Source organism: Arthrobacter stackebrandtii, from assembly GCF_017876675.1.
GTDB classification, from domain to species: domain Bacteria; phylum Actinomycetota; class Actinomycetes; order Actinomycetales; family Micrococcaceae; genus Specibacter; species Specibacter stackebrandtii.
Genome location: NZ_JAGIOI010000001.1, coordinates 1,800,177 through 1,823,911, shown reverse-complemented (window position 1 = coordinate 1,823,911; position 23,735 = coordinate 1,800,177). Strand labels below are relative to the sequence as shown.

Annotated in this window: 17 protein-coding genes; 10 read left to right on the top strand and 7 right to left on the bottom strand. The window is 64.1% G+C overall.

Annotated elements, in window-relative coordinates:
- Positions 1–65: 65 nt before the first annotated feature.
- Together JOF48_RS07650 and JOF48_RS07645 are read right to left on the bottom strand one after the other, a co-directional pair.
- Positions 66–716, bottom strand: a complete 651-nt coding sequence (locus JOF48_RS07650; RefSeq protein ID WP_209679162.1) for a response regulator — start codon at positions 714–716, stop codon at positions 66–68.
- Positions 709–2,001: a sensor histidine kinase gene (locus tag JOF48_RS07645; RefSeq protein ID WP_209679160.1), complete on the bottom strand. Its 1,293-nt coding sequence runs from the start codon at positions 1,999–2,001 to the stop codon at positions 709–711. Before JOF48_RS07645 ends, JOF48_RS07650 begins: the two co-directional genes overlap by 8 nt.
- 198 nt (positions 2,002–2,199) lie before the next feature.
- On the opposite strand from JOF48_RS07645, the gene JOF48_RS07640 reads away from it, so the two are divergent.
- The 3 genes from JOF48_RS07640 to JOF48_RS07630 all read left to right on the top strand — a co-directional run bounded on the left by JOF48_RS07640 (position 2,200) and on the right by JOF48_RS07630 (position 4,649).
- The gene (locus JOF48_RS07640; protein ID WP_209684280.1) at positions 2,200–3,330 is read left to right on the top strand and encodes an ABC transporter permease; all 1,131 of its coding nucleotides are present in this window, start codon (positions 2,200–2,202) and stop codon (positions 3,328–3,330) included.
- Positions 3,331–3,378: 48 nt separating this feature from the next.
- Positions 3,379–4,083, top strand: a complete 705-nt coding sequence (locus JOF48_RS07635) for an ABC transporter ATP-binding protein (RefSeq protein WP_209679158.1) — start codon at positions 3,379–3,381, stop codon at positions 4,081–4,083.
- Between the two features lie 176 nt (positions 4,084–4,259).
- Positions 4,260–4,649 carry an META domain-containing protein gene (locus tag JOF48_RS07630; RefSeq protein ID WP_209679156.1) on the top strand — a complete coding sequence of 130 codons (390 nt, stop codon included), beginning with the start codon at positions 4,260–4,262 and terminating at the stop codon, positions 4,647–4,649.
- Between the two features lie 165 nt (positions 4,650–4,814).
- Here JOF48_RS07630 and JOF48_RS07625 read toward each other — a convergent pair whose 3' ends face one another.
- Genes JOF48_RS07625 through JOF48_RS07610 form a run of 4 tightly spaced genes read right to left on the bottom strand, consistent with a single transcriptional unit; the run spans position 4,815 to position 9,906 of the window.
- The gene (locus JOF48_RS07625; protein WP_209679153.1) at positions 4,815–6,269 is read right to left on the bottom strand and encodes a phytoene desaturase family protein; all 1,455 of its coding nucleotides are present in this window, start codon (positions 6,267–6,269) and stop codon (positions 4,815–4,817) included.
- On the bottom strand, positions 6,262–7,671 hold the full coding sequence (locus tag JOF48_RS07620; RefSeq protein ID WP_209679150.1) for a glycosyltransferase family 87 protein: 1,410 nt from the start codon (positions 7,669–7,671) through the stop codon (positions 6,262–6,264). Before JOF48_RS07620 ends, JOF48_RS07625 begins: the two co-directional genes overlap by 8 nt.
- 51 nt (positions 7,672–7,722) lie before the next feature.
- Positions 7,723–8,346 carry a histidine phosphatase family protein gene (locus JOF48_RS07615; RefSeq protein ID WP_209679147.1) on the bottom strand — a complete coding sequence of 208 codons (624 nt, stop codon included), beginning with the start codon at positions 8,344–8,346 and terminating at the stop codon, positions 7,723–7,725.
- A gap of 48 nt (positions 8,347–8,394) precedes the next feature.
- Positions 8,395–9,906, bottom strand: a complete 1,512-nt coding sequence (locus tag JOF48_RS07610) for a CCA tRNA nucleotidyltransferase (RefSeq protein WP_342591187.1) — start codon at positions 9,904–9,906, stop codon at positions 8,395–8,397.
- 137 nt (positions 9,907–10,043) lie between these two features.
- Between JOF48_RS07610 and JOF48_RS07605 the strand changes: the two genes are divergently transcribed.
- From JOF48_RS07605 to JOF48_RS20160, 6 genes are all read left to right on the top strand, one after another.
- On the top strand, positions 10,044–10,580 hold the full coding sequence (locus tag JOF48_RS07605) for an NUDIX hydrolase (RefSeq protein ID WP_209679141.1): 537 nt from the start codon (positions 10,044–10,046) through the stop codon (positions 10,578–10,580).
- 119 nt (positions 10,581–10,699) lie between these two features.
- Positions 10,700–12,538 carry a murein biosynthesis integral membrane protein MurJ gene (gene murJ, locus JOF48_RS07600; RefSeq protein ID WP_209679138.1) on the top strand — a complete coding sequence of 613 codons (1,839 nt, stop codon included), beginning with the start codon at positions 10,700–10,702 and terminating at the stop codon, positions 12,536–12,538.
- A gap of 219 nt (positions 12,539–12,757) precedes the next feature.
- Positions 12,758–14,155, top strand: a complete 1,398-nt coding sequence (locus tag JOF48_RS07595) for an ABC transporter substrate-binding protein (RefSeq protein WP_209679135.1) — start codon at positions 12,758–12,760, stop codon at positions 14,153–14,155.
- Positions 14,156–14,242: 87 nt separating this feature from the next.
- Positions 14,243–15,223 carry a thioredoxin-disulfide reductase gene (gene trxB / locus JOF48_RS07590; RefSeq protein WP_209679133.1) on the top strand — a complete coding sequence of 327 codons (981 nt, stop codon included), beginning with the start codon at positions 14,243–14,245 and terminating at the stop codon, positions 15,221–15,223.
- An 18-nt stretch (positions 15,224–15,241) separates the two neighbouring features.
- Positions 15,242–15,568 carry a thioredoxin gene (trxA, locus tag JOF48_RS07585; protein WP_209679130.1) on the top strand — a complete coding sequence of 109 codons (327 nt, stop codon included), beginning with the start codon at positions 15,242–15,244 and terminating at the stop codon, positions 15,566–15,568.
- A gap of 1,897 nt (positions 15,569–17,465) precedes the next feature.
- Positions 17,466–19,340, top strand: a complete 1,875-nt coding sequence (locus JOF48_RS20160; protein WP_425353708.1) for a DUF222 domain-containing protein — start codon at positions 17,466–17,468, stop codon at positions 19,338–19,340.
- On the opposite strand, the gene JOF48_RS07575 is transcribed toward JOF48_RS20160, so the two are convergent.
- Positions 19,337–21,574 (bottom strand): putative transposase, encoded by a 2,238-nt coding sequence (locus tag JOF48_RS07575; RefSeq protein WP_209679124.1) that lies wholly within the window; start codon positions 21,572–21,574, stop codon positions 19,337–19,339. The two genes, JOF48_RS20160 and JOF48_RS07575, sit on opposite strands and share 4 nt — an antisense overlap.
- A 193-nt stretch (positions 21,575–21,767) precedes the next feature.
- On the opposite strand from JOF48_RS07575, the gene JOF48_RS20155 reads away from it, so the two are divergent.
- Positions 21,768–22,337: an HNH endonuclease signature motif containing protein gene (locus JOF48_RS20155; protein ID WP_209679122.1), complete on the top strand. Its 570-nt coding sequence runs from the start codon at positions 21,768–21,770 to the stop codon at positions 22,335–22,337.
- Positions 22,338–23,735: the final 1,398 nt, after the last annotated feature.

Here is a 23,735-nt window from a genome sequence, read left to right as displayed (position 1 = left end):
CGATGCTTCTGCGCGAAAATCTTTCACGGCATGTCATCCATAACATCGCTCAGTTCCGGCTGCTGCTACCCCGCGCTGCGGATGATCCGCCGGGAAACCGCCACGGAGATGGCCGCCGTCCTGTTGTCCACGCCCAGCTTGTCGTAAATGTGCACCAGGTGAGTCTTGACGGTGGCTTCGGAAATAAACAGCTCCTTGGCAATGGCCTTGTTGCTCATGCCCGTGGACAGCAACTCCAGCAGCTCCACCTCCCGGGCAGAGAGCACCGGTGCGGGATTCCGGATCCGTCCCATGAGCCGCGCCGCGACCTCGGGTGCCAGCGCTGTCTGCCCCGCCGCGGCCGACTGCACCGCGCTGCGGATCTGTTCCGGCGGCGCATCCTTCAACATGTAGCCGCTGGCCCCGGCCTCCACAGCAGCCAAAATATCGGCGTCGGTGTCGTAGGTGGTCAAGATCAGCACCGGCGGCGCGTCTGGCAGCTCCTTCAACGCCTTGGTGGCGCTGACCCCGTCCATGCCCTCACCCATTTGCAGGTCCATGAGCACCACGTCCACGGGCTCGCCCAGCACGGCCAGCCGTTGCACCTCCTTGACGGCGGCGGCCCCCTCCGGCGCCTCCGCCACCACCGTGAAGCCCTCAAACTCGGTCAGCATGGCCCGCAGCCCGGCACGCACCACGGGGTGGTCATCCACCAGCAGGATCCTAATTTCACCCATCAACATTCCCTGTCCCTGCACTCACGCCAGCTTCCAGCGGCAGCCGGATGGCCACCACCGTCCCTTCATCCGGGGCCGACTCAATGGTCAGCGTCCCGCCCTGCGCAACCACCCTCTCACGCAGCGACCGCAGCCCAAAGCCGCTCCCATCCGCCCGCCCGGCCACAGTGTCGGCGAGCCTTTCCGGCTCAAAGCCGCGTCCGTCGTCGAACACGTCAAGTGTCACCTCGCTGCCCAGAAACGCCAGGCTGACGACGGCGGAGTCCGCCTTGGCGTGCAGCCAGACATTGGCGAGGCTCGCCTGGGCGGCGCGCAGCAGCGTCACCTTGTAGGGCTGCGGCAGGTCAATGGGTTCGCCGTCGAGCCGGAAGCTGCACCGAAGCTTTCCGCCACGCGCGGCCGCCTCCCGCTGGGTCTTGGCGCACAACCTGGACAGGCTCTCCACAAGTGATGCCTCCGACAATGCCGGGGAGGAGAGCCCGCGCACAAAATTCCGGGCCTCGGCCAGGTTCTCCGCCGCCGTCGCCTCCACCATGGCCAGGCTTTCCTCCGTGGATTCCAGGTCGCCCGAGGCCAGTGAACGCCGTGCCGCACGGGAGACCAGAATGATGGAGGAGAAGCCCTGGGCCAGGGTGTCGTGGATTTCCCGGGCCAGCCGGGCACGTTCGGCCAGGACGCCGGATTCGTGCTGGGTGGCGGCCAGCTCGGCACGGGTGCGGCGGAGCTCGTCGGCGGCTTGGCGCTGGTTTTCCCCCTCCTGGTACAGGAGCCGGTACGCCTTGGACGTTGCCACCGAAAACCCCATGCCGAAAACCGGCCCCACAATGACTGCGATGGGCGGGTACGCGGCGCCCGACGCGCGCCACTGGGCAAACACCACGCCGGCCGTCATGAGCAGCACCATGGTGATGCCCGCCCAGCGCGGCAGCAGGTGCAGGTGCAGGAAGAAGAGGGGGAAGACCAGCCAGGAGAACTCCACCGTGCCAAACATCAGCACTGCCCACATCACAGTGATGAGCGCCAGCCACACGACGGCGTAGCGGCGCGGGTTGCGCTTCAGGGCCCCCGCGGAGAAGCGTTTCTCGGCAACCGTCCCCACAAGGTAGGTTGCGGCCAGCAGCAGCGACAACGCGAGGTAGAAGTATCGGCCGGCACCGCCGTCGGGCTCCAGGATCAGCCGCACCATGCCAACGCCCAGCAGCACGGCAAAGCCAACATGCAGGCTCACGCGCAGGAAGCGCAGGATCGTGCCACTGGTCACGGGCGGTGCATCCACGGCAGACATGGCACAAGCCTATCCCCACGCCCTCCCACATATTCCTCAAACGCCATCAACCAAAAGGTTGATGGCAGGATCAACCTCCTGCCGCCAGCAGATCATCCAAGGCCGCGATGGAACGGCTGCAGTTCCACGGGAAGGTTGAAGTACTTGCAAATCATCCCGGACAAATCCTCGTGGTCCGGCACCAGAAAAGAGCTGTACATGTTCCTCGCGATCCGAGACATCCGCTTTGCCAAGGGGCGCTTTGCCCTGATGGGCGCCGTCGTGGCGCTGATCAGCCTGCTGCTGGTGCTGCTGTCCGGGCTCACAGCCGGGCTGGGCAACCAGTCCACCTCCGCCGTCGCCGACCTCGGCGAGGCGTCCGGAACCCCGGTCAGCCAGATGGTGTTTGGCGCGCCGGCCAAGAACGACCCCAAGATCTCGTTTACCGAAAGCCAGGTCACGGAGAAACAGGCCAACAGCTGGGCAGGCACGCCGGGCGTCTCCTCGGTGGTGCCGCTGGGCGTGAGCCAGAGCCGTTTCCAGGGCGCCGGCGACAGCCAGGGCATCGCCAACGTGGCGGTCTTTGGCGTCGGCACCCCCGCGGATGGCGGGACGGCCGCGGAAGCCGGGATCGCGCCGTCGGACATCAGCGATTCAACTGTGGTGATCGGCGAAAGCGTGGCCAAGGAACTCAACCTCAAGACCGGCGACGCCGTGACCATTGCTGGCACGGAGCTGGCGGTTGGCGGGATTGTGGTGGACGAGTGGTACTCGCACAGCTCGGTTGTCTGGACAACGCTCCCCACCTGGACCAAGATTGCGCACCTGAGCGACCCCGACCAGCTGGCCACCGTGCTTGCCGTGACCTATGACAAGGGCGCCACCGTGGACACCGACGCCGCCAATGCCGCGGCCGGAACCATCAGCACCACCCGCAGCGGATCCTTCGCCGGCCTGGGCGGCTACAAGAGTGAGAACGGCTCACTCATGATGATGCAGGCGTTCCTGTACGGCATCTCGGCCCTGGTGATCGTGGCGTTCCTGACCGTCTGGACCGTCCAGCGCACCCGGGACATCGCCGTGCTGAAGGCCATGGGCGCCTCCGGCAGCTACCTGCTGCGCGACGCCCTGACGCAGGCCGCCCTGGTGCTGTTGGCCGGCGCCGGGCTCGGCGGGCTCGTGGGCATCGCGGGCGGCATCTTCGCCGCCAAGGCCGCCCCGTTCCTGCTCACACCGGCCACCACGCTGCTGCCCATGGTGGGCATTGTGGCCCTGGGCCTGGCCGGCGCCGCACTGGCCGTCCGAAAGGTCACCCGCGTCGACGCCATGATCGCCCTCGGCGGCAACTGACCCGCTGCCGTGCCTGCCGAACACCCCACAATTTCTAAGGAACCTCCCATGACTGCATTGAATCTTGTCAACGTGACGCTGGAATACCCGGACGGCGAAGGCACCATGACCGCGCTGGATGCCGTAAACCTTGCCGTCCACCCCGGCCAGTTCGTGTCCCTGGTGGGCCCGTCGGGCTCGGGCAAGTCGAGCCTGCTCGCAGTGGCCGCCACCCTCATCAAGCCCACCAGCGGGCTCGTGGTGATCGACGGCGTCGACGCGACCGGCCTCAACGAGAAGGAGCTGGCCGCGCTGCGCCGCGACAAGGTGGGCATCATCTTCCAGCAGCCGAACCTGCTCGCCTCGCTAACCGCCGCCGAGCAGCTTGTCATCACGGACCACCTGCGCGGCAAGTCCCCCAAGTCTGCCGCCGCCCGGGCCATCGAACTGCTGGATTTGGTGGGCCTGGCCGACTGCGCCAAGAAGCGCCCGCACCAGCTCTCCGGCGGCCAGCGCCAGCGCGTCAACATTGCCCGCGCCCTCATGGCGCAGCCAAAGGTGCTGCTGGTTGACGAGCCCACCGCCGCTCTGGACCACGCCCGCAGCGACTCCATCGTCCGCCTGCTGCGAGAGGTCTGCGACGAATTCAATGTCGCCACCGTCATGGTCACCCACGACACCGAGTTCGTCCCGCTCACCGATGCCGTCGCCACCATGCGCGACGGCGTCCTGACGGCACCGGTTCCTGCCGACGCCGGCGTTGGCGCCCACTGACACCTGCGACGGCGGGTGCCCGGCCTGTGTGCCCGGCTCCGGTCCGGGCGGCTGCAGGCCCGGGGCCGGGCGCCGCTTCCGCGCCGGAGCTCCCGCCAGAAGCCGGGAATTCCCGGCCATGCAATAACATAAGGGAAACGGACCTTTAGACCAGTGCGATCGGAGCCACCCACACAATGAAACGTCTTGCAGCCCTTGCCGGCGGCCTTCTCCTTGCCTTGACCATCTCCTCCTGCGGTGCCACAACGGGCCCCGTCGGCACGTGGGGCGACGGCTACAACACCGACAAGCAGCCGTACCTCGAACTCGCATTGGCCGCAGACCAGGATGCCAGCTTCGAGCAGGCCGGTTTCATCAGCGGCAGCGACGGCTGCAACCGCCTCTCCGGTCAGTGGTTCTACGCACAGGGCGAACTGAAGTTCCAGAACTTGGGCGGCACGCTGATGCAGTGCGAGGGTGTTGACACCTGGCTCTCCAAGGCGGCCACCGCCAAGGTCGACGGCGACACGCTCACCGTCCACGACGCCACCGGCGCCGAGCTTGGCACCCTGGACCGCCGCAACTAGCCTGGTCGGCAGGCCCCACACCGGCACCACATTCTTTGCAACCGGCCCGCAGCCCGGGCTCGAGACTTGGCGATTGTTCGCCAGTTTTGGCCCCTGGCTGCGGGCCGGTTGTATTTTTTCACCACGCAGCAGTGCGGTTTGGGAGCCCAGCTTCGGGACCTGGGTCTAGGCACCCATTCCCAGGTCGGGGGCGGGCAGCCCGAATGAGTGCTTCAGCGCCGACCGTGCGGCCAGCCATCCGCCCATGCCGTGCACGGCCGGCCCCGGCGGCGTGGAGGCGGAACCCAGGTACAGTCCAGCGGCGGGTGTGCGCCACGGGTCGGCGGACACCACGGGCCGCTTCAACAGCTGGCCCAACGTCACTGCGCCGGAGCTGATGTCCCCGCCAATGTAATTGGCGTTGTATTCGCCCATGTCGCGGGCCGTCTGCCCCCGGCTGGCCAGGATGAGGTCGCGGAAACCCGGCGCGTGCCGCTCCACCGCGGCAATGATCTGTTCTGTGCAGTCCCGCGTGGAGCCGGCCGGCACGTGCGTGTAGGCCCAGAAGGTGTGGTGGCCGGCAGGTGCACGGCTGCCGTCGAGAACGGATGGCTGAACAGCCAGCACGTAGGGATTCTCGGGATGGCGGCCAGCCAGCACTTCCGATTCTGCGAAGGCGATGGCTGCCCGGGATCCGCCCAGGTGCACCGTGGGCGCCCGTCCCACGCCGGGCGCGATCCAGGGAACCGGGCCGGACAGGGCAAAGTCCACCTTGAACACGCCGGGCCCGTACCGGAAGGATTCCAGGCTGCGCATATAGCGCGGCGGCAGGATGTCCCCGGCCATGGCCGCCAGCGCCCTGGGCGTGACATCGGCAATAACTGCCCTGGCACCGGTGGCGGCTTTCAGTTCCGCTATGCTCCGCACCTTGTGGGAGACGGTGATTTCCCCGCCGTGCGCCACAAGGTCATCGGCCAGCGAATCAGCAATGGCCTGGCTGCCGCCCGCCGGGACAGGCCATCCGCCGGCATGGGCCAGGACACCCAGCAGCAGGCCGGCCCCGGACGTCGCGAGGGAGGGAAGCCGCCCGATCGCATGCGCCCCCACTCCCGTCAGCATGGCCGGGACCACGTCCGACTTAAACCCAACGTTCCATCCCGGAGTGCCCTGGGCCAGCACACGAAGCCCAAAGGCCGCCACGGCCAGCGGATCGGCGGGAAGCCGCAGCAGCTTGTCCTGGGTAAAATCAACGATCCCGTCAAGGCGCCTGAGCAGCGGCTCCATCAGGCGCCGCCAGGCGGGCCCGTCCGGCCCGAGTCCGGCCACCGTCCGGTCCAGGCTGCGGTGCGCAATGCCGGCGCGACCGCCGTCGAGCGGGTGGGCGTAGGAAACGTCCGGCACCAGCAGCTCGATGCGCCTGCCCAGTTCAAAGGCCTGGAAGAATGGCGACGCCAGCGCCATGGGGTGGACTGCCGCGCAGACGTCGTGCCGGTAACCGGGCAGTGTCAGTTCGGCTGTGCGGATGCCGCCGCCCACGGTCCCGGCCGCCTCAAACAGTTGCACTGAGAGGCCGGCGCGTGCCATCGTCACGGCTGCAGCCAGGCCGTTGGGCCCGGAGCCCACCACGGCGACGTCAGGCATGGGGGGCCCGCGCGGGGGCCGGGTCCAGGACGCCGCCCTGCGGGTCCTGGCCACCCCGGGCCACCACATCATGCTCAGGGGCGTATATGTCGCGGACGACCATCGCCGCCAGGGCACAGGTGGCCAGCATGGAGATCATGGCCGCCAGCAAGAAGTAGGGCATGTCGATCGCGTGTTGGTTGCCAAGGTTCCCCAGCCCCTTGCTTCGGAACAGCATCAGCGCGATGAAGTGTGCCACCACGGCGGCCTGCCACAACAGAACCGGGCGCCATTTGGGCAGGGCCAGCGCCGCGAGGGGAACCAGCCACATTGCATGCCACGGCTCGGTGTCCTTGCTGAGCACCACGTATCCGGCCACGGCCACGAACAACAGCTGTCCCACACGAGGGGGGTGCGGTGCATAGAACGCCAGAGCCATGATCCCGAGAACCAGCACCACCAGCAGCACAGCCGACAGTGCATTGACGGTGCCCACATGCATCTCGTCCAGGCCCAGCCGCTGGGCAACCAGGTTGTAGCCGCCGTAAATGGAGGATTCCGTTGGTTCGGCTGCCATCATTTGTTTCACGTGGTCTGCGAAGGCCGGCGGGTTGAACAGCATGACCGGCGCCAGCACCAGCAGCCAGGACACCAGGGCGGCCGCCAGAAGCTCCAGCATCTTGGTCAACGCGCCCGCACGGATTCCCAGGAACAGCAGTGCCAAGAGGATGACAACGGGATACGGCGCTGCCATGGCCGCAACGCCCAGGGCCGCTCCCGACGCCACGGCACGTCCCCGGGCGAAGAAATACAAGGCCAGGGCCACCGGTGCCACGGCCCAGAAGTCCCAGCTGACGTACGCGGTCAGGATGAGCACGGGGCTGGCGGCAATGATCGCCGCGTCCCAGCTCCTGCGCCCGGCGGTCCGTGCCGCAACAACCACCGTCAGGATCCACAGCAGGGCAATCAGCGCTGCGTTGACGTCGAAGAACGCCAGCTGGCGCACCGGTCCGCCGCCGGCTGCGGAGGTCAGCCACGCAGCCGCGCCAGCCACCCATCCGGCCAGGACCGGACCGTCGAAAGGGGACCCCTGGCTGAAGAACGGCACCAGCTTCTCCAGCTGGCCGTCCAGGAAGGCGTTGGGAAACACGGAATAGCAAACCGTGGAGTACTGGTCGGGCGTGGCCCATCCGGAGGTTCGGCAGTGGCCCTTCAGGACAACCGCCAGCAGCGCGGCCGCGGCCGTCACGAGCACCAGCACCCGCTCCACCGTGAAGAATCCGGGCTTGACGACACCGGGTGCAGTGCGCCTGCCCAGCGGTCCGCCCACCGGCTCGGTCATGGCAGACAGCAGGGGGTCGCTGCGTGACGGCACGATCAGTGGCTGCGGCGTGGACGACCCCGAAGGCGGTGTTTCCTGCATGGACACGAGCCTACCGGCTGGCTCAGTCCCGGTGCCCGTTCCGGCACAGCATTACAGCCCCCACTGCTCCACGGCCGGCGTCTTCTTGTCCCAACCCAGGGTGCAGACCTTGGCGGTGCCGAGCATGAAGTGCCGGCCCTGGCCGGCCGGCAGCCCCAGCCACCGTGCCGTCAGGATGCGCAGAAAGTGCCCGTGGGCCACGAGCAGCACGTTGGCCTGTGCCCCGTCCTCGCGCGTCACGGCACGGACACGCTCCACGATCCTGTCCGCCCGCGCCGCCACGGAATCCAGGGACTCACCGTTGGGAACACCGTTGTCCCAGATCAAGTAGCCGGGGTTTTCCGCCCGGACCACGGCGCTGTCAATGCCCTCGTAGTCGCCATAGTCCCATTCGACGGCGTTCGGCTCCACCACTGCGTCCGGGTAGCCCGCGAGGATGGCGGTCGTGTGCGCCCGCTGCAGTGGCGAAGTGAGCACCAGGTCAAGCTCGACGCCAGCCAGCGCCTTGCGTGCCGACCGCGCCTGCCCTTCCCCTTCCTCGGTCAACGGAATGTCCGTCAGGCCCGTGTATTGCCCGCTGCGGGACCATTCCGTTTCGCCGTGGCGCAGCAGCCACAGCTTTGGTCCGCCGGGAACGGCGGCAGCAGGTGTGGTTCCAACATTGTCAGCGCTCATGGTTCATATTCCAATCTAAGAATATAGGGGTGAGGGAATATCTGCCCGTCAGTCTGAGGTGTCCTGCGCCGGAAGCGGGGATCCCGGCGCAGCCGGAGACTCGGGGGCCCTGGGTTCCGTTTCGGGTCCAGTTTCCTGCGACTCCGGCTGGTCCGCCCACCAGGCCCGCAGCTCGGCTTCAGCCCTCTCCGGGCCCAGCGGGCCGTGTTCCATGCGCAGTTCAAGCAGGAAGTTGTAGGCGCGTCCCACCACACGGCCCGGCTTGACCCCAAGCAGCGCCATGATGGCCCCGCCGTCCAGGTCGGGGCGGATGGAATTCAGCTCCTCCTGGGCGGCGAGTTCGGAAATCCGCTGTTCCAGGTCGTCGTAGGCAAATGAGAGGCGCTCGGCCTTGCGCTGGTTCCGCGTGGTGACGTCGGAGCGGGTCAGCCGGTGCAGGCGCTCCAGCAGCGGCCCGGCATCCGTCACGTAGCGGCGCACGGCGGAGTCACTCCAGCCGGATTCGCCGTATCCGTAGAAGCGCATGTGCAGTTCCACCAGGCGTGAGACGGCCTTGATCGAGTCGTTGTCAAAGCGCAGCGCCCGCATCCGCTTGGCGGTGAGCTTCGCGCCAGCCAGGTCATGGTGCCGGAAACTGACACCCCCGCCCGGCTCAAAACGGCGGGTCTTGGGCTTGCCGACGTCGTGCATCAGCGCGGCAAACCGCAGCACGAAGTCAGGGCCGGGCACGGCGCCGTCGGGCCCGGTTTCCAGGGCGGCCGCCTGTTCCAGGACCTGCAGCGAGTGCTGGTAGACGTCCTTGTGGCGGTGGTGCTCGTCCGTTTCCAGCTTGAGCGCTGGAACCTCGGGCAGCACCAGCTCGGCCAGCCCCGTGGAAACCAGGATGTCCACGCCGGCCCGCGGGTGGGCACCGCAGATCAGCTTCACGAGTTCGTCGCGGACCCGCTCGGCGGAGATGATGCTGATCCGCTCAGCCATGCCAGTCATGGCGGCCAGCACTTCCGGGTGGAGGTCGAAGCCCAGCTGCGAGGCGAACCGGGCTGCCCGCATCATGCGCAGGGGGTCGTCGGAAAAGGAGTCCTCGGGCGCGCCGGGTGTGCGCAGGATGCCTGCGGCCAGGTCGGCGGTGCCGCCAAACGGGTCCACCAGCTCCATGCCGGGCAGCCGCAGCGCCATCGAGTTGACGCTGAAGTCACGGCGCTGCAGGTCATCCACGAGCGAGGTGCCGAACGCCACCACCGGCTTGCGGGAGTCAGGGTCGTACGCCTCGGCCCGGTAGGTGGTGACCTCAATGAGAAGCACCTCCTTGTTCCGGTTGCGCTTCCGGAAGCCGATGGTGCCAAAGTCCCGGCCCATCTCCCAGTGCGAGTCCGCCCATTTCCGGGCCACCTGAAGAATCTGCTCCGGCGTGGCGTTGGTGGTGAAATCCAGGTCCGGGGAAATTCGTCCCAAAAAGAGGTCCCGCACAGGCCCGCCAACCAGCGAAAGCTCATATCCGGCGTCGTCAAAGAGCCGTCCCAGCTCAAGGACGACCGGGTCAAGTTTTGAAGTATCAGGCACTAAATCCATGGTTCCTTAAGAATGCCAGACTTTTGCCGACACGCCGCCGCCCGCATCCGCCGCCTGCACGCGCGGACATGGCAAACTGCGCGCCTTCCTGTCATCATCGGCGCCCAAAGATAGCTAGAGTGGACTCCATGGTCCACCCCGTGCCGCGCGCGCCGAAGAGGAACCCGTTGCCGCCGGCACTGGGGTCCCAAGGCATGCCCGCGGCACCGGTCCCCAGCCAGCTGCCCACCATGGAGGAAGTCTCCGCCGGCGGCGTGGTGGTGGAGATGCACGACGGCGCCCCCCGGGTTGCGATTATTGCCCGCATCAACCGCGGTGGCCGGCTTGAGTGGTGCCTGCCGAAGGGCCATCCCGAAGGCGTGGAAACCCATGCCCAGGCCGCCGTGCGGGAGATTGAGGAAGAGACCGGCATCGCCGGGGACGTGCTGGCCCCGCTCGGCAGCATCGACTACTGGTTCACCGTCAGCGGCCACCGCGTGCACAAAACGGTCCACCACTTCCTGCTGCGGGCCACCGGCGGGTTCCTCACCATTGAGAATGACCCCGACCACGAGGCCGTGGATGTGGCCTGGGTTCCGCTTGACGAATTGGCCCGGAAGCTGTCGTTTCCCAATGAACGGCGCATCACGGACCTTGCCCGCGAACTGCTGCCGGAGCACTTTTAGGCCCATGCCGGGAAACTGCGGACACCCTGCCGAGGGGTGGGCCCTGTGTCCGACATGTATCCAACACCGCTTTCCCGGTTACCAGCCCCCACCAAGGCTGCGGTGAGATGATGGGAACGATGTCTAACGAAGAACGGGTACAAATCCCGCCAAAACCCACGTGGGCGCCGCGATCTGCGCGGCCCACCGTGGACACTTCCATGTTTGCCGTGGTGCAGGCCAATCCGCAGTCCGCCATGATGGTCGGCCCCGCCACGGGGGCCCTGCCCATCATCGACATGGACAACGAGGGGGAGGGTGAAGCCCCCGGCGGTGCCGCGCCCAGCGCGGTGCGGTCCAGCGCGTCCCTGGCCCTGGGCACCATGGCATCGCGCATCTTGGGGTTCCTCAAGGGCATCGTGCTCAGCATCGCCATCATCGGCAGCCCTGTGGCGGACATCTTTGAAGCGGCGAACTACCTGCCCAACCTCATCTTCATCATGATCGCCGGCGGCGTGTTCAATGCAGTGTTGATCCCACAGATCGCCAAGGCCAGCCGCGAGGCCGACGGCGGCACTGAGTTCATTTCCCGGCTCTTGACCGTGGGCATCACCGGGCTCTTGGGATTGACGGCCCTTGTCTTGGTGCTGGTGGTTCCGCTCATGGGCCTGACCATGTCCTTTACAGGCAAGAACATGCAACTGGCCATCATCTTTGGCCTGTTCCTGCTGCCCCAGATCTTCTTTTACGGGTTGTACTCATTGTTGGGCCAGGTGCTCAACGCCCATGATTCCTTCAAGGCCTACGCCTGGGCGCCCGTCCTCAACAACGTGGTGGCCATCGCCGGGCTGCTGGTCTTCATCCTGGTGGCCGGCAGCGAGGCCAACAGCCATCACACCGTGGACAACTGGACCCTGGGTGAAACGGCGATGCTCGCAGGCACCGCCACGCTGGGCATTGTCATCCAGGCGGCGGCTCTGATCATCCCTGTGCACCGGCTCGGGCTCAACCTGCGTCCGCGGTTTGGATTGAAGGGTACGGGCCTTGGCTCCACCGCGAAGATCGCCACCTGGACCATGGGCACCATGATCATCGGCAACCTGTTCTTCCTGGTCATCCTCCGTGTTGCGACCATCCCCACGGACAGCGACCCCCAATCGGCCACCTCGAATCCGGGCATCCTGGTCCTGAACCGCGCCACCGAGCTGTACATCATGCCGCACTCGATCATCGCGCTGTCCATCGCCACCGTCATGTTTACGGCCATGGCCCATGCTGCCGCCCGCAATGACTCCTCGGGGGTGCGTGACTCCCTGGCCGCGGCCTTGCGCACCACGGGAATCGCCACGGTCTTCGCCGGGATCGCCCTGTTGGTGCTGTCGGGACCCTTCGGCATGCTCTTCTCAGGCAACCAGCCCGACGTCGGCCGGCAGGTGGCGATCACCCTCGCCATCCTCGCGATCGGCGCCCCTTTTTACAGCATCAATTTCATCCTCAACCGTGTGTTTTATGCGCAGGAAAACGCCAAGACGCCATTCATCATTCAGTGCATCATGGTGGCCATTGGTTTATGCACCGCACTGTACGCGGGATCACTGCCGCACGAATGGATCATTTACGGATTGGCGCTCAGCTACACCATCAGCAATGTGGCTGCCGCAGTTATCAGCCATTTCTTCCTGAGGGCGAAGATCGGCGACTACGGCCAAGGACTCGTCATGCGCGCCCACATGCGCTACCTGGTGGCGGCCCTCGCAGCCGGCGTTGCGGGCGAGCTGCTCCTGCGGCTCTTTGGCAGTTCATCCAGCGACGGCTTCATGTGGCAGTCCATTACTGCCTCGGCAATCGTCCTCGCCGTTGTGGGCACCGTGATGGCGGTCCTCTATTTCGTCATCCTCAAGCAGATGCGGATTCCAGAGGTGGATGCCCTGATGAATCCCGTCCTGTCCAAGGTCAAGAGCCGCCTGCCGGGGCGCTAAAGGTTGATGTTTGGGCGCCGTTGGGGCCTTTATCGGGTGCCGCCCCGAGCTTTTTAGGCAGCCACGCATCGTTTTATGGGGTAGTTTCGGCATAATGCCGCCGCCATCATCCGGTAGCGGAATCCATGGTTCTTACAGGGTTTTCCTATAGAATCAGTCAGAATATGGCTTCGTGCGCATCCGCAGCACAGGCCACCATGCATGTTAGAGGAGGAATTGGTGCCACAACCTATTGATGTGGGCTCCATCCTTGGCGGTCGCTACAAGGTGACTGGCCGTATCTTGGCTTCCGCTGAGAACGACGTCATTTTGGATGGCCTGGACCAGGTCTTGAACCGGCCCGTTAGCATTTTGGTGGCGTCCGTCGACAACTCCGAGCACCTGACACAAAGTGCCCGCGAAGTGGCCACCGGTGCACGAATTTCCAACGTCTCCATCCTTGACCTTGGTGTCCAGGACAGCTCCGCCTACCTGATCGCCGCACGAACCACCCCGGCTGATCTCCTTGACCTTGTCGTCCCCACCGAACCCGTGGAAGAAACGTACCAGGAGCCGTTCTTCACCGACACCCTGGGCACTGAAATCTTTGGTGCGGCCCGTGATGCCGCCCCCACCGCCAGCGGCTACGTTTATGAAGACAATTCACCGCTGACACCCGCCCACCCGCTGCCGCGCGTGCACCGGGAGCCGGACCCCACACCCCCGCCCGCTGCTGCGGTGGGACGTCCAACCCAGCCGGGTGACGCCGTCGTGCCTCCAGCGGCGGCGAAGGGGCCGGCCTCCAAGGTCACCGTCTGGGACGACTCTGATTTTGGCTTCATGAACGACGACGCCGGGCAGCCCGCGAATTCCGGCACCAACCGCCCGGGCGTCTTCCCAACCGAGCTGCGCGCGGCCAGCGACGGCTACGAAGAGGACTACTACGACGATGAGGAAGACGACGAGCGCAACACCCCGCGCATCAGCGGACGGTGGCTGACCGGTGCAATCGTCAGCGTGCTGCTCATCATTGCGCTGGTCTTTGCGGTCCAGCACATCGCCGGCCTGCTGAACGGCTCCAACCAGGCAGGCGGCAACACCAGCGCCGCGCCGTCGGATGAAACCAGCAGCAACAGCACAGGCACACCCAGCTCGCAGGCACCGGTTGAACCCGCGCCGGTGCTCCCTGTCATCAAGGGCCTGACGGACGTCACCACCTACGCCGACGGCGTGCCCAACTACGGTGAAACCTACTTCCCTCGGCTCCCGGACGCCATCGACGGCAACAAGGCCACCTACTGGCCCACCGTCGAGTTCTCCAGCGCCGACTTTGCCGGCATGACGGAGGGCATCAACCTCGCCGTGGAATTGGAGGCGGATTCCAACATCAGTTCCGTCACCATCACCCAGCTCAACGGCACCGGTGGCCAGTTCAACATCCTGACCAACGACAAACCTTCCGTCGACGGAGCCACAAAGATCGGCAACGGCTCCTTCAGCGCCCCCGACCTGACCATTCCTGCCGCTCCCGGAGCCAAGGGCAAGTACGTCATCATCAACTTCACGCAGCTGCCCAACCTGGCTCCGTTCACCCAGTATCCCTACGGCTTGAAGATTGCCGAGATCAGCATCAAGTAGCTTTCAAGCACCGGTGCGGAATATCTGGGATCCCCCACCGGTTGTGGCTATCGAAGGTCCCGTTGGGCTGCCAATGCGGTCCAGTCAATGAAGGAAGAGGAACACTCACCCGTGAGCACTGAAGTAACCCCCGCCAGCGACGTTCGCGATGTCATCATCGTCGGTTCCGGCCCGGCAGGCTACACCGCGGCCATTTACACCGCCCGTGCAGACCTCAAGCCCCTCATGATCGCCGGTTCCGTGACCGCCGGCGGCGAGCTCATGAACACCACCGACGTGGAGAACTTCCCCGGATTCCCCGACGGCATCATGGGCCCGGACCTCATGGAGAACCTCGGCGCACAGGCAGAGAAGTTTGGCACCGAGGTCATGTACGACGACGTCACTTCCGTTGAGCTTGAAGGTGCGGTAAAGACCGTCACCCTGGCCGACGGCCAGGAATTCAAGGCCCGCACGGTCATTGTGTCCACCGGGTCCGCCTACCGCGCCCTGGGCGTGGAGGGCGAGAAGCGCCTCGTCGGCCACGGCGTCAGCTCATGTGCCACCTGTGACGGCTTCTTCTTCAAGGGCCAGGACATCGCCGTGATTGGCGGCGGCGACTCCGCCATGGAGGAAGCCATCTTCCTGACCAAGTTCGCCGAGACCGTCACCGTTGTGCACCGCCGTGACACCCTCCGCGCCTCAAAGATCATGGCCGACCGTGCCCTGAACCACCCCAAGATCAAGTTCATTTGGAACTCTGAAGTGGTGGGCATCGACGGGGAAGCCAAGGTCTCCGGCGTCCGCCTGAACAACCTGGTCACCGGTGAGGCCTCCGAGCTTGCCGTCACCGGCGTTTTCGTTGCCATAGGCAACGATCCCCGAGTGGACCTCGTGAAGGGTGTCCTGGAACTGACCGAAGCCGGCACGATCGCCGTCGAAGGCCGCTCCTCCAAGACCAGCCTCCCCGGCGTCTTCGCCGCAGGCGACGTCGTTGACCCCACCTACCGCCAGGCCATCACGGCCGCCGGTTCCGGATGTGTTGCCGCCCTGGATGTGGAGCACTTCCTCGCCGAGCAGGATTCCTAAGAGAAAGCTGAGACAGCCATGAGCAATGCCAAGAGCGCATCTGATGCGACATTTGAAGAACTGGTCCTGAATTCAGACAAGCCTGTCATCGTGGACTTCTGGGCAGAATGGTGTGGCCCCTGCCGCAAGCTCGGTCCCATCCTGGACGAAATCTCCGTGGAGCACGCTGAGAAGGTTGAGGTAGTCAAGGTCGATGTCGACGCCAACCCGGCAATCTCCGCCAAGTATGGAATCACTTCGATTCCCGCTGTCTACCTGTTCCAGGGCGGCGAAGTAACGGGCACCGTCATTGGCGCACGCCCCAAGCAGTACTTTGAGAAGGAATTCGCCAGCGTCCTTAAGTAGGGTCGCGGGCCTGTCGCCTACCCGCGAGCCCTGAAGCTGCCCCAAGCGGAGCAACTTTGGGTTCGCATAGGCCAAGGCGCAAGATGCGAAGAGTAGACAGCTGGGGGCCGGACATTGTCCGGCCCCCAGCTGTTTAACACCCCATATTCGCTTCTCCCAGATTGATCCTAAGCGCCAAAAATAATGCGGCCACTTTCTGTTACCGGACGGTTTTCAGTCACTATTTCAACCCGGCCCACCCAAATTTTGCCAACGGGCGCCATCAACCGTTGGCGCACTTCGGCAACCTGCACCGTTGTTCCTCAATTCGTCGTCGGCCCTCAATTCACCAACAGATTCGCGCTGGCAGCCTTCCCCCCTCATAGCCACTTGTTGCACATCTCTTCTTTCCGGAAGTTGACAGTGCCAGGCGAACGCGCCGAGGTGTCAGAGAGCGGGAGTGTCCAGAATCAACGCGTTCAGCCCCCAGCCAGAGATCGCCAAACTGCCATCCCGCCGGCCGACCCGCCTCTGATTTGAAGCGCGCGAACCCTGGTCACGTCTCCGACCCAACCAACCAACGGCCCCAACCACGCTCCTGACCCACCAGGCCAACCGCCCTGACCACGCACCAGACCCACCCCGCAACCCGTCCTGGCATCTGGACCATCCGACCGCGATGGGCCGCTGAACTTCAAGCGGCTGACACACCTGCCCCCCGAGCAGCTTCGATCGCCAGTCCCGTCAAACCACGCGGCACCTTGGTCGCTCCATGAGCTGCATCTTAGATCAACTGCAAGCCAGGGCTGAGCGCAGGCTAACACATAGTTACATCCGGTACCCGCAAGTATCTTGCGCCATGAAGGCAGCGTCCGCGCTGTGACGGCACATAGCCTCGATCGACTATCAGGCGCCTCAGAATTTCAACCCCAACCTTAGCCACCCCGCGACTTACTTCAGCACCCCCGGTCGCATCGAGGAGACACCGGACCGCCTCAGCTGATCTTCCCCGCGCCGCCTGCACGCCAGCACCCTCCTGCTGAGTAATCGATGGTCTGGGGACCACCCATTATCGCCGTCGGGAGCCAGTGATAATGCTGTTGGGGGCCAGTACCTCCCCGCGTGGGAGCCACCACCTTCCCATGGGCCTGATCTATTCCTGGACGGCGTCGATGTTCTCGCGTCACGTGTACCTTCTGGCTCGGATCCGGATGGGGTGGTGGGCGTCCCGGTTATTGACCACGTCGGCGCGGATGCCGGTGCCGGTGCCGGTGCCGGTCCATATGCGGACACCGCGTGCAGAACACGTGGAGCCGGGCCGCAACGGCGTTCCCCGGGCGCACGCCACTTCCGGAGAGGCTTCCCCTCGGGGTCCCCGCTGGACAACTGCTCCGCTATCGCCGCCAGCTTGGAGTCCGCCGTGCACATCCCGTAGTTGGCATTGCCCGGCAGCCTGCAGGGGCGAGCGGTCCAGGGCGAACCTTCTTACGCCGCGGCATCGCCCACCACACCGTCGGCGAAATGGCTCCCGGCAAGTCCACTAGTGGCCCACGCGGAGAACAATTGCGCTTCCCGTGGCGGTCCCCACGCGGAATATTGCTGGCTCACAAACAAGCAAATACTCACCCGCCGGCGCGCCCCTGTTTCGATCCACTCAGGGACTGGAAAGGCCCAGCAGGCTGCTAACTCGCCATGCCTCGCGCCTTTCGCCATCCGTCGCACAACCCCTCCCAGGTATCGCCCGACGCGCGGTCACTATTGTGAGACTTCGAACCCCACGCATCTCCGCATTGACCGACAGGCTCGTTCCACGTGAAACATTCCCCAGCCAGGCCCCTCGCCCGGGCTTGAATGCGCCCACCCGGCGCCACATGGCACTAGAATCTAATGATTACAATCTAATGTAAGCTATTGTGTAATGCGAATCTTTGTTCTAATATTAGTTATGGGCAATCTTCAGAATTTCCCGTATGGACGGGCTGACACATCCACCACAGCTGCTGTGGCGGAGCTGATTGCAGCGCTGAACCTTCCCCGCATTCAACCACTTGCCACTGACATTCAGTCGATGATCCCCCTGCCGGTCTTTCCTGGCCCCACCAATAGCAACAAAATTTCTGACCCGGGTCATCCAGATGGGCCGGGACCCCAAGAATCCGCCACGTCTCCCCAGACTGCCTGCGCGTCACAACTCGACTACGCCCGGCGGCTCATGGACGACTGCATGTCGTCCGTGGATGCACTTAAGAAGCACCAGAACACTTGCGCCGGCATGGCAGCGGTACTGATTGACCGTCTCGCCAGCAGCGTAGAACTCGAAGCCGGAATTCTCGCACTCGATGCTTGGCAGTGCCAGAACTCCCTTTCAAGCATGGCCGCAGAACTGGCCGCGGTCCTGCAATTGCCCGAGGGCGCTGGCAACAATCTGATGCTCCACTCCACAACACTGGTGAGGCAATTGCCCACCACCATGCAACATCTCCACAGAGGCGAGCTGGGGTGGGAACACGCCGTCATCATCGCAGAGGAAACGTCATTGCTTCGTGAGTCCGGAGTTCCCGACGCTGACATAGCGGCCTTTGAACTCCTACTGCTTGGCAAAGCCCAGAACTGTACGATTCCCAGCTTCCGCGAGAAGGCCCGCCGCATGCGTGAACGCCGGTACCCGGAGAGCCTGGTCCCACGCACCCGCAAGGCGTATTCAGACCGCAGAATGACCAAGAGCCATGCGCGTGACGGTATGGCCTGGTTGAGCTTCTACGCGCCTGCGCCCACTGTTGAGGGCATCTGGGACCAATGCACTGCCACAGCTCAGGCAGCACAGGGTCCCCATGAAAGTCGCACGCTGACGCAGCTGAGGATAGACGTTGCAGCAGCCATGCTGCTGAATCAAAGTCTTGCAGAGAACAACATCTTCGCCCCATCCCGGGTCGGATTTCCAGAACCAGCGGGTGTGCCCTACAGCGATGGAACGAATCCCTACCCAAGCCCGGACCTACCGTCCTGCGGACCACCTCCGTCTCCCACTCCTGTTCACGCATCCCATCCCAAGGCCACCTTCACTGCCAGCACCGAGTCTGGGGCTGGGTCTGGCTCTGGCTCTGGGTCTGGGTCTGGGTCTGGGTCTGGGTCTGGGTCTGGGGACAATGAAAGCACCTCCACAGATGGGCTTACCGGCGCATCAGATGGCAATACACAAGATGAGCCCATTCCCGAGTCGAAGTCAGGGCAGGAGCCCATCAGCAATTCACCCCAAGGCTTCGCAAACCGGTCAAACATCCCATTTGAGACGGCAAGAACCGATACATTCGTGGCTGGCGGATCGGATGATCCTGGATGCGACGACGGGGCAAGGTATTGGTGGATGTACCCGTGGAACGTCCCCGTCTTTGATGATCCCGATTACCGGGATCCCAACTTCAAAGAGCCTGACCCCAGAAATGAGCCAGATTGGTTCCCTGGAGCCACTCCCCCAACGCTCCTTCCAGTGCCTGAATTTCGGGCGCAAACTGACCTGCAACCAGATGGGGAACCACCGCAGCCCGGGAAGTCAGGCAACGATTCAATTTGGCCGCCACTGCCTCGTGTTCTTCCGATTGTTGTTGTCCCCGTCTTGTCCCTTCTTGGCGCCACTACGGAACCCGCATGGATGGAAGGGGTCGGTCCCATCAGCATTGAGGTCGCCAAGGAACTGACCGCGAATGCACCGAGTCTTTACCGACTCCTAGTGGATCCCATTAGCAGCAAGCCCCAGGGCTCCGGTCATGGTGAGGTAATTGCTGTGGGGTGCTAGGTGGTGTTCTTGATTTTGTAGCGCAGGATGAGCTCGGTGCTGGGGTAGCGAGTTTCGGCGCTGTTTAGGTGCTCGCATAGTTGGGCGGCGGCCGCGGTTTTGGCCTTGGTGGGTAGCGGGTCCAGGGTGATGGTGAGGAGGCCGGGCTTGGTGGTGTCGATGTCGCCGGGCTGGTTGAATATCTGACGCATGAGGGCGTGGGCTTCCTGGCTGGCGCGCCGGTAGCCGGTGTTGGTGCGGATCTCGCGGGCGATGGTCATCGCGGTGTTGTAGGCGGCCATGCGGATGCCGGTATGGATGAGCTTGACCTCGGTATCCAGGACTTGCTGGCCCGGGTTCAGTTCCCCGAGACGGAGTTTTGCCGGAATGGCTTTGTGAGCCTTCTCGGCCGCGATCAGCGCCGTTTCTGCTTCCCAGAGCGGTGCCATGGCCTGGTTGTGCATGGCGCTGGTGACCGTGACAGCCAGTTCCGTGGAGCCTTCTGCCGGGGTTTTCAGCGCCATCAGGTTCGTCTCGGCGATCGCAGCGGCCTCGGCATGAGCATTCCGGGCGGCAACGACTTTTTGGTACGCCTTGGCCTTGGCAGGGTTCGGCACCATCCGCTCCTCATCGTCACCGGTGCTGGTGTAGGAATCGTGGGAGTCAAGATCGAAGTGCATCCGGGCGTAGCGGAACTGATTTTCCTGCCTCCACCTATTGCCCATGCGATACACAACCTCCCCGGCACTCATGGTCCGGTCGGTGGTGAGGATATGGATTTGCCTGCTCCCGTCACCGGTGGTGCCCACGACCCTGCTGATCTGCCGGATCGTGAAGACTTCACCGCTGGTCTTGGTCGTTGCCAGGGGCAGATCAACGAGCGTGTCCGCCACCGACCATTTGCGTCTCTGCCCGTGGTCGTCGGTGTGCGTGACCTCTGTGAAGAGATCTTCGCTGATGTCCTCCGTAACGCCTTTGCGCCAGGTCAACACATCAAAACCGGCTGAGTCCATGTGCTTGAACAATGCCGGTGACCAGCCGCCGCGGTCGAAGCCGACCAACACGCGCCGGTCATCCCCAACGGCTGTGCGCAGCTCGGGCAGGAGGTCGCGCAGTTCGGCGGCCAGGGACGCGCCGGGTGCGGCCATGACAACGAAGACCGGTGAACCATGGGCGTCGGTGACCCAGGTTTCTTCGGTCGCCGGGACTGGGAACTTGAGCCTCGTGGAGTAGATCTTCCCAATCTTTTTCGTGCCTTGATAGGCGCGCACGTGCCCGTCAACATAAAGCACCGCAGCCAGGTCCTCCCCGCCAGGCCCGGTGCCTGTCAGATGGTGTTTGGCCAGGGCGGCAATCAGTTCCCCGGCCTTGCCGGTTTCGGCGAGTTGGCTGATCCGGCGGCGGATGGTTTTTACTTCCGGGGCCCGATCCAACCCCAACACCCGCCCGAGCTCACCCGGGTCAAAGCGCGTCGCGCCCTCAGCCCTAGATTCCCCGGCCAGTGCTCGCAGCACGCTATCAATCAGGACGGTCTCGAGGCCGTAGAAACCATTCGGCAACGCCCCGTACACCTCTTTCGCACAGCTGATCAGACCGGTGGATTCCAGTGCGGGGAAGGCCAGGAACAAGCCGGCGTGGCGAACGTTGGCGGCCGGGGCAAACAAAGGCGCTGCAGCCTCGAGCAGGCCGGCAGCGGCCCGCTCGGCATCGCGGGCCACCGGGGCTGGTAAGAGCGGCAGTGCACGCTGCCCCGCTGCTTCAAGGGGTACCAGAGAATCGTGGGCAGCATCAGTGGTCGGTGCTTCTGCCGTGGTGGTCATGGCCATGGCGCGCCGGACCGTGTCGGTGGAAACCCCCGTCGCTTCAGCGGTGGCCCGCAGGCTCAAACCGCCGGCACGAATAGCACGAATTTCTGCTGCTTTGGCTTCCGTGAGCAGGGAGGGGCGTTTGGGTCCCTTCTTTACCGGTGCCAGGCCCATCAGGCCAGTGCCTTCAAGGGACTTGCGCCAGCGCCGCAACGACTCCGTGTTGACGCCGAAAGCTGCGGCGACCTCGTTGACCTGGGCGGCACCGGTATCGACCAGTTGAGAGGCCGCCAACCGGCGCAGACCGTCCTGGCCCGCACCCCACACATAGGCCAGCTGCCCGTTAATGAAGACCTTGCCACCAGAGGCGTTTTCCAGCAGGGCCGCACGCTCGCCCATGAGCACAGCGCCAAGGTCCGGAAGTACGGGAAGGGCGGTTTGGGTAGTCATTGAAACCATTGTTTCACCCACCCACACAAGAAATCATCACGCCTTTATTATCTCACAACAGGCGTGAAATTAACAGCCTCAGCCGCAGTAAGAACCGCGGCAATTCAACAAACTACAAAAACCGCGCACTGACCATGTCCGGAGGCCTGAGCCCCTGGACATTGCACCCGAGAGCTACCGCATCACCAAAGCGATGCGTACCATGATCCGAATCAGGGATGAATACTGTCAGTTCCCAGGGTGCACGGCGAAGGCATGCAGCTCCGATGTAGACCACATTAGGGCATTTGAAGGTGGCGGACAGACCACGTTCGGCAACCTCGAGAGCTTGTGTCTTCATCACCATCTGCTCAAACACTTCAAAGATGACAAGACCAAGAGCGGATCAAAGCGCACTCACCCCAATCCGGAGCGTGCCCGAGTTGGTCTTCGGGGTTGGACGCCGGTGGTCGAGGAAGACGGCCACGTATCTTGGAGCTCCCCAACGGGTCGACTCTTCCCATCCGACCCGAGTGAGCCGGTATTGATGCAGTATCCTCGATGGCTGAAGGCGCTCATCGAGCTGGCCCTCGCGCCATCCACTGCAGAACACTTCGACTTCGATGCCTCTGCGCTGGCAGAGGATCCTCACTGGAACCCTGACGTACTTCCAGCGGAACCCGCTGCCTGGCGTCCTTCGCCCGAGGACTCTGCCATCATGGATCGCCAAGCCATCCTCCGTGGGCTTCACGACCCGGATCTGGGCCGCTGCAAAGTTTCTTGATCCTGTCCCGAAGTCGCACTCAGGCATAACTTGGCGGTTCCATGGCCAGTACAGTCGAACCCCTTCATTTCGTTTCACGTGAAACGCGACATCCCGCTATCGCTGGTTTGGGCGGCACTGTTCGCCGCGTAGCCTGCGATGCAATGGTCAAGGCGGTGCCGTAGGTTCGGGTGGAGACGTCCCCAAGAGGCTTGGCTACCCCTTCACCCCAGTCCAGATGATCGCAAGTCAAACTGGTGCCCTAGATCCTGCCGCAGTCAATGGGGTGTCTTGCCTGAACCCTTGCGATCCGCCGTCGCTTGGCTTGGCGGCCGGGCAGAAGTAGCCAGCGCCGCTCGGGGTGTGCCCCCTCCGAAAGCGAGGAGATAATAGGCTCCAGACAGTGCCACTGCTCCCCGGGCATGGCACATCCCAGGCGCCTAATGTCTACCCAGTATTGTGGTGTCCTCGGAGCGGACCGATCATCAACTTACTGCGGCCCCGTCACGGTGGCACTACCCGCGGCACGGTCGCCTTGCTCCTTCTTAGTATTCGGGCCGGCGACAGGACAGCTGACTGCTATGCTCACGCCACACGAAGAGAGAGCCGTGCATCCCCCACGCGCTCAGCTGACCGACATCGGAGTCCGAGCATCCGCCTCGGCCGCCGGGCACCTGGTCGCAGGACAGGGGGTGCCATGCCCTTGGGGCGTCGCGAGCTCCCGGATTGCCATTTGCCGTCCCAGTGCATGGGAAGCCCATTCAACCTCAGAGACATTACTCAGGCACTCCAGCCGTGGCACCTATTCATCTGCGTAAAGAAGCTGGCTGCACCAACAACTCCACCGCCTCACCGAGTAGCCATTTTCGTAATGTGTCGTCATCCGATCCCCGCATGAGTTTCACGTGAAACGAACCTGCACCTGAGTCCGTTCGCCTTGAGCATTCACCTCCACGGGATCCCCATGGACGAGTCTTCTAACGGACAGCCCATCGTCGATGAGTGAAAGCGCACAGGCAGACCCGTCAGGTAATCAACGTCTATGTGTCGAACTGGCGCTACCGTCCAATCTGCCTTTCCGGACTTGCGATGTTCAAAGCGCGGGTTGGGGAACCTTTGCCGCAAACAAAGCCGATGAAACGTTGGCAGGATCTGCAGGCGCCGATCGCAACGGACGGGATTCTCAAGCAGAGGAGTCCCATCTAGGCCGGCAGGCGATCCATCGCCATAACAAGTATTCCGTTTGGCGCCCGTAGATTCTTCCATCCACCTAGCATCGTCCTCTGCGCCATTCTCCTCCATGTCGCAAGCAATCGCCGCGGCAGCATCGCGAGCCATCGAGTGCCGCCTCCGTCTGTCTCCGAGCCAACGGGCCGGAGGTTGGCGTCATGGTGCGCTGAACGCAGGACTGTATCCACT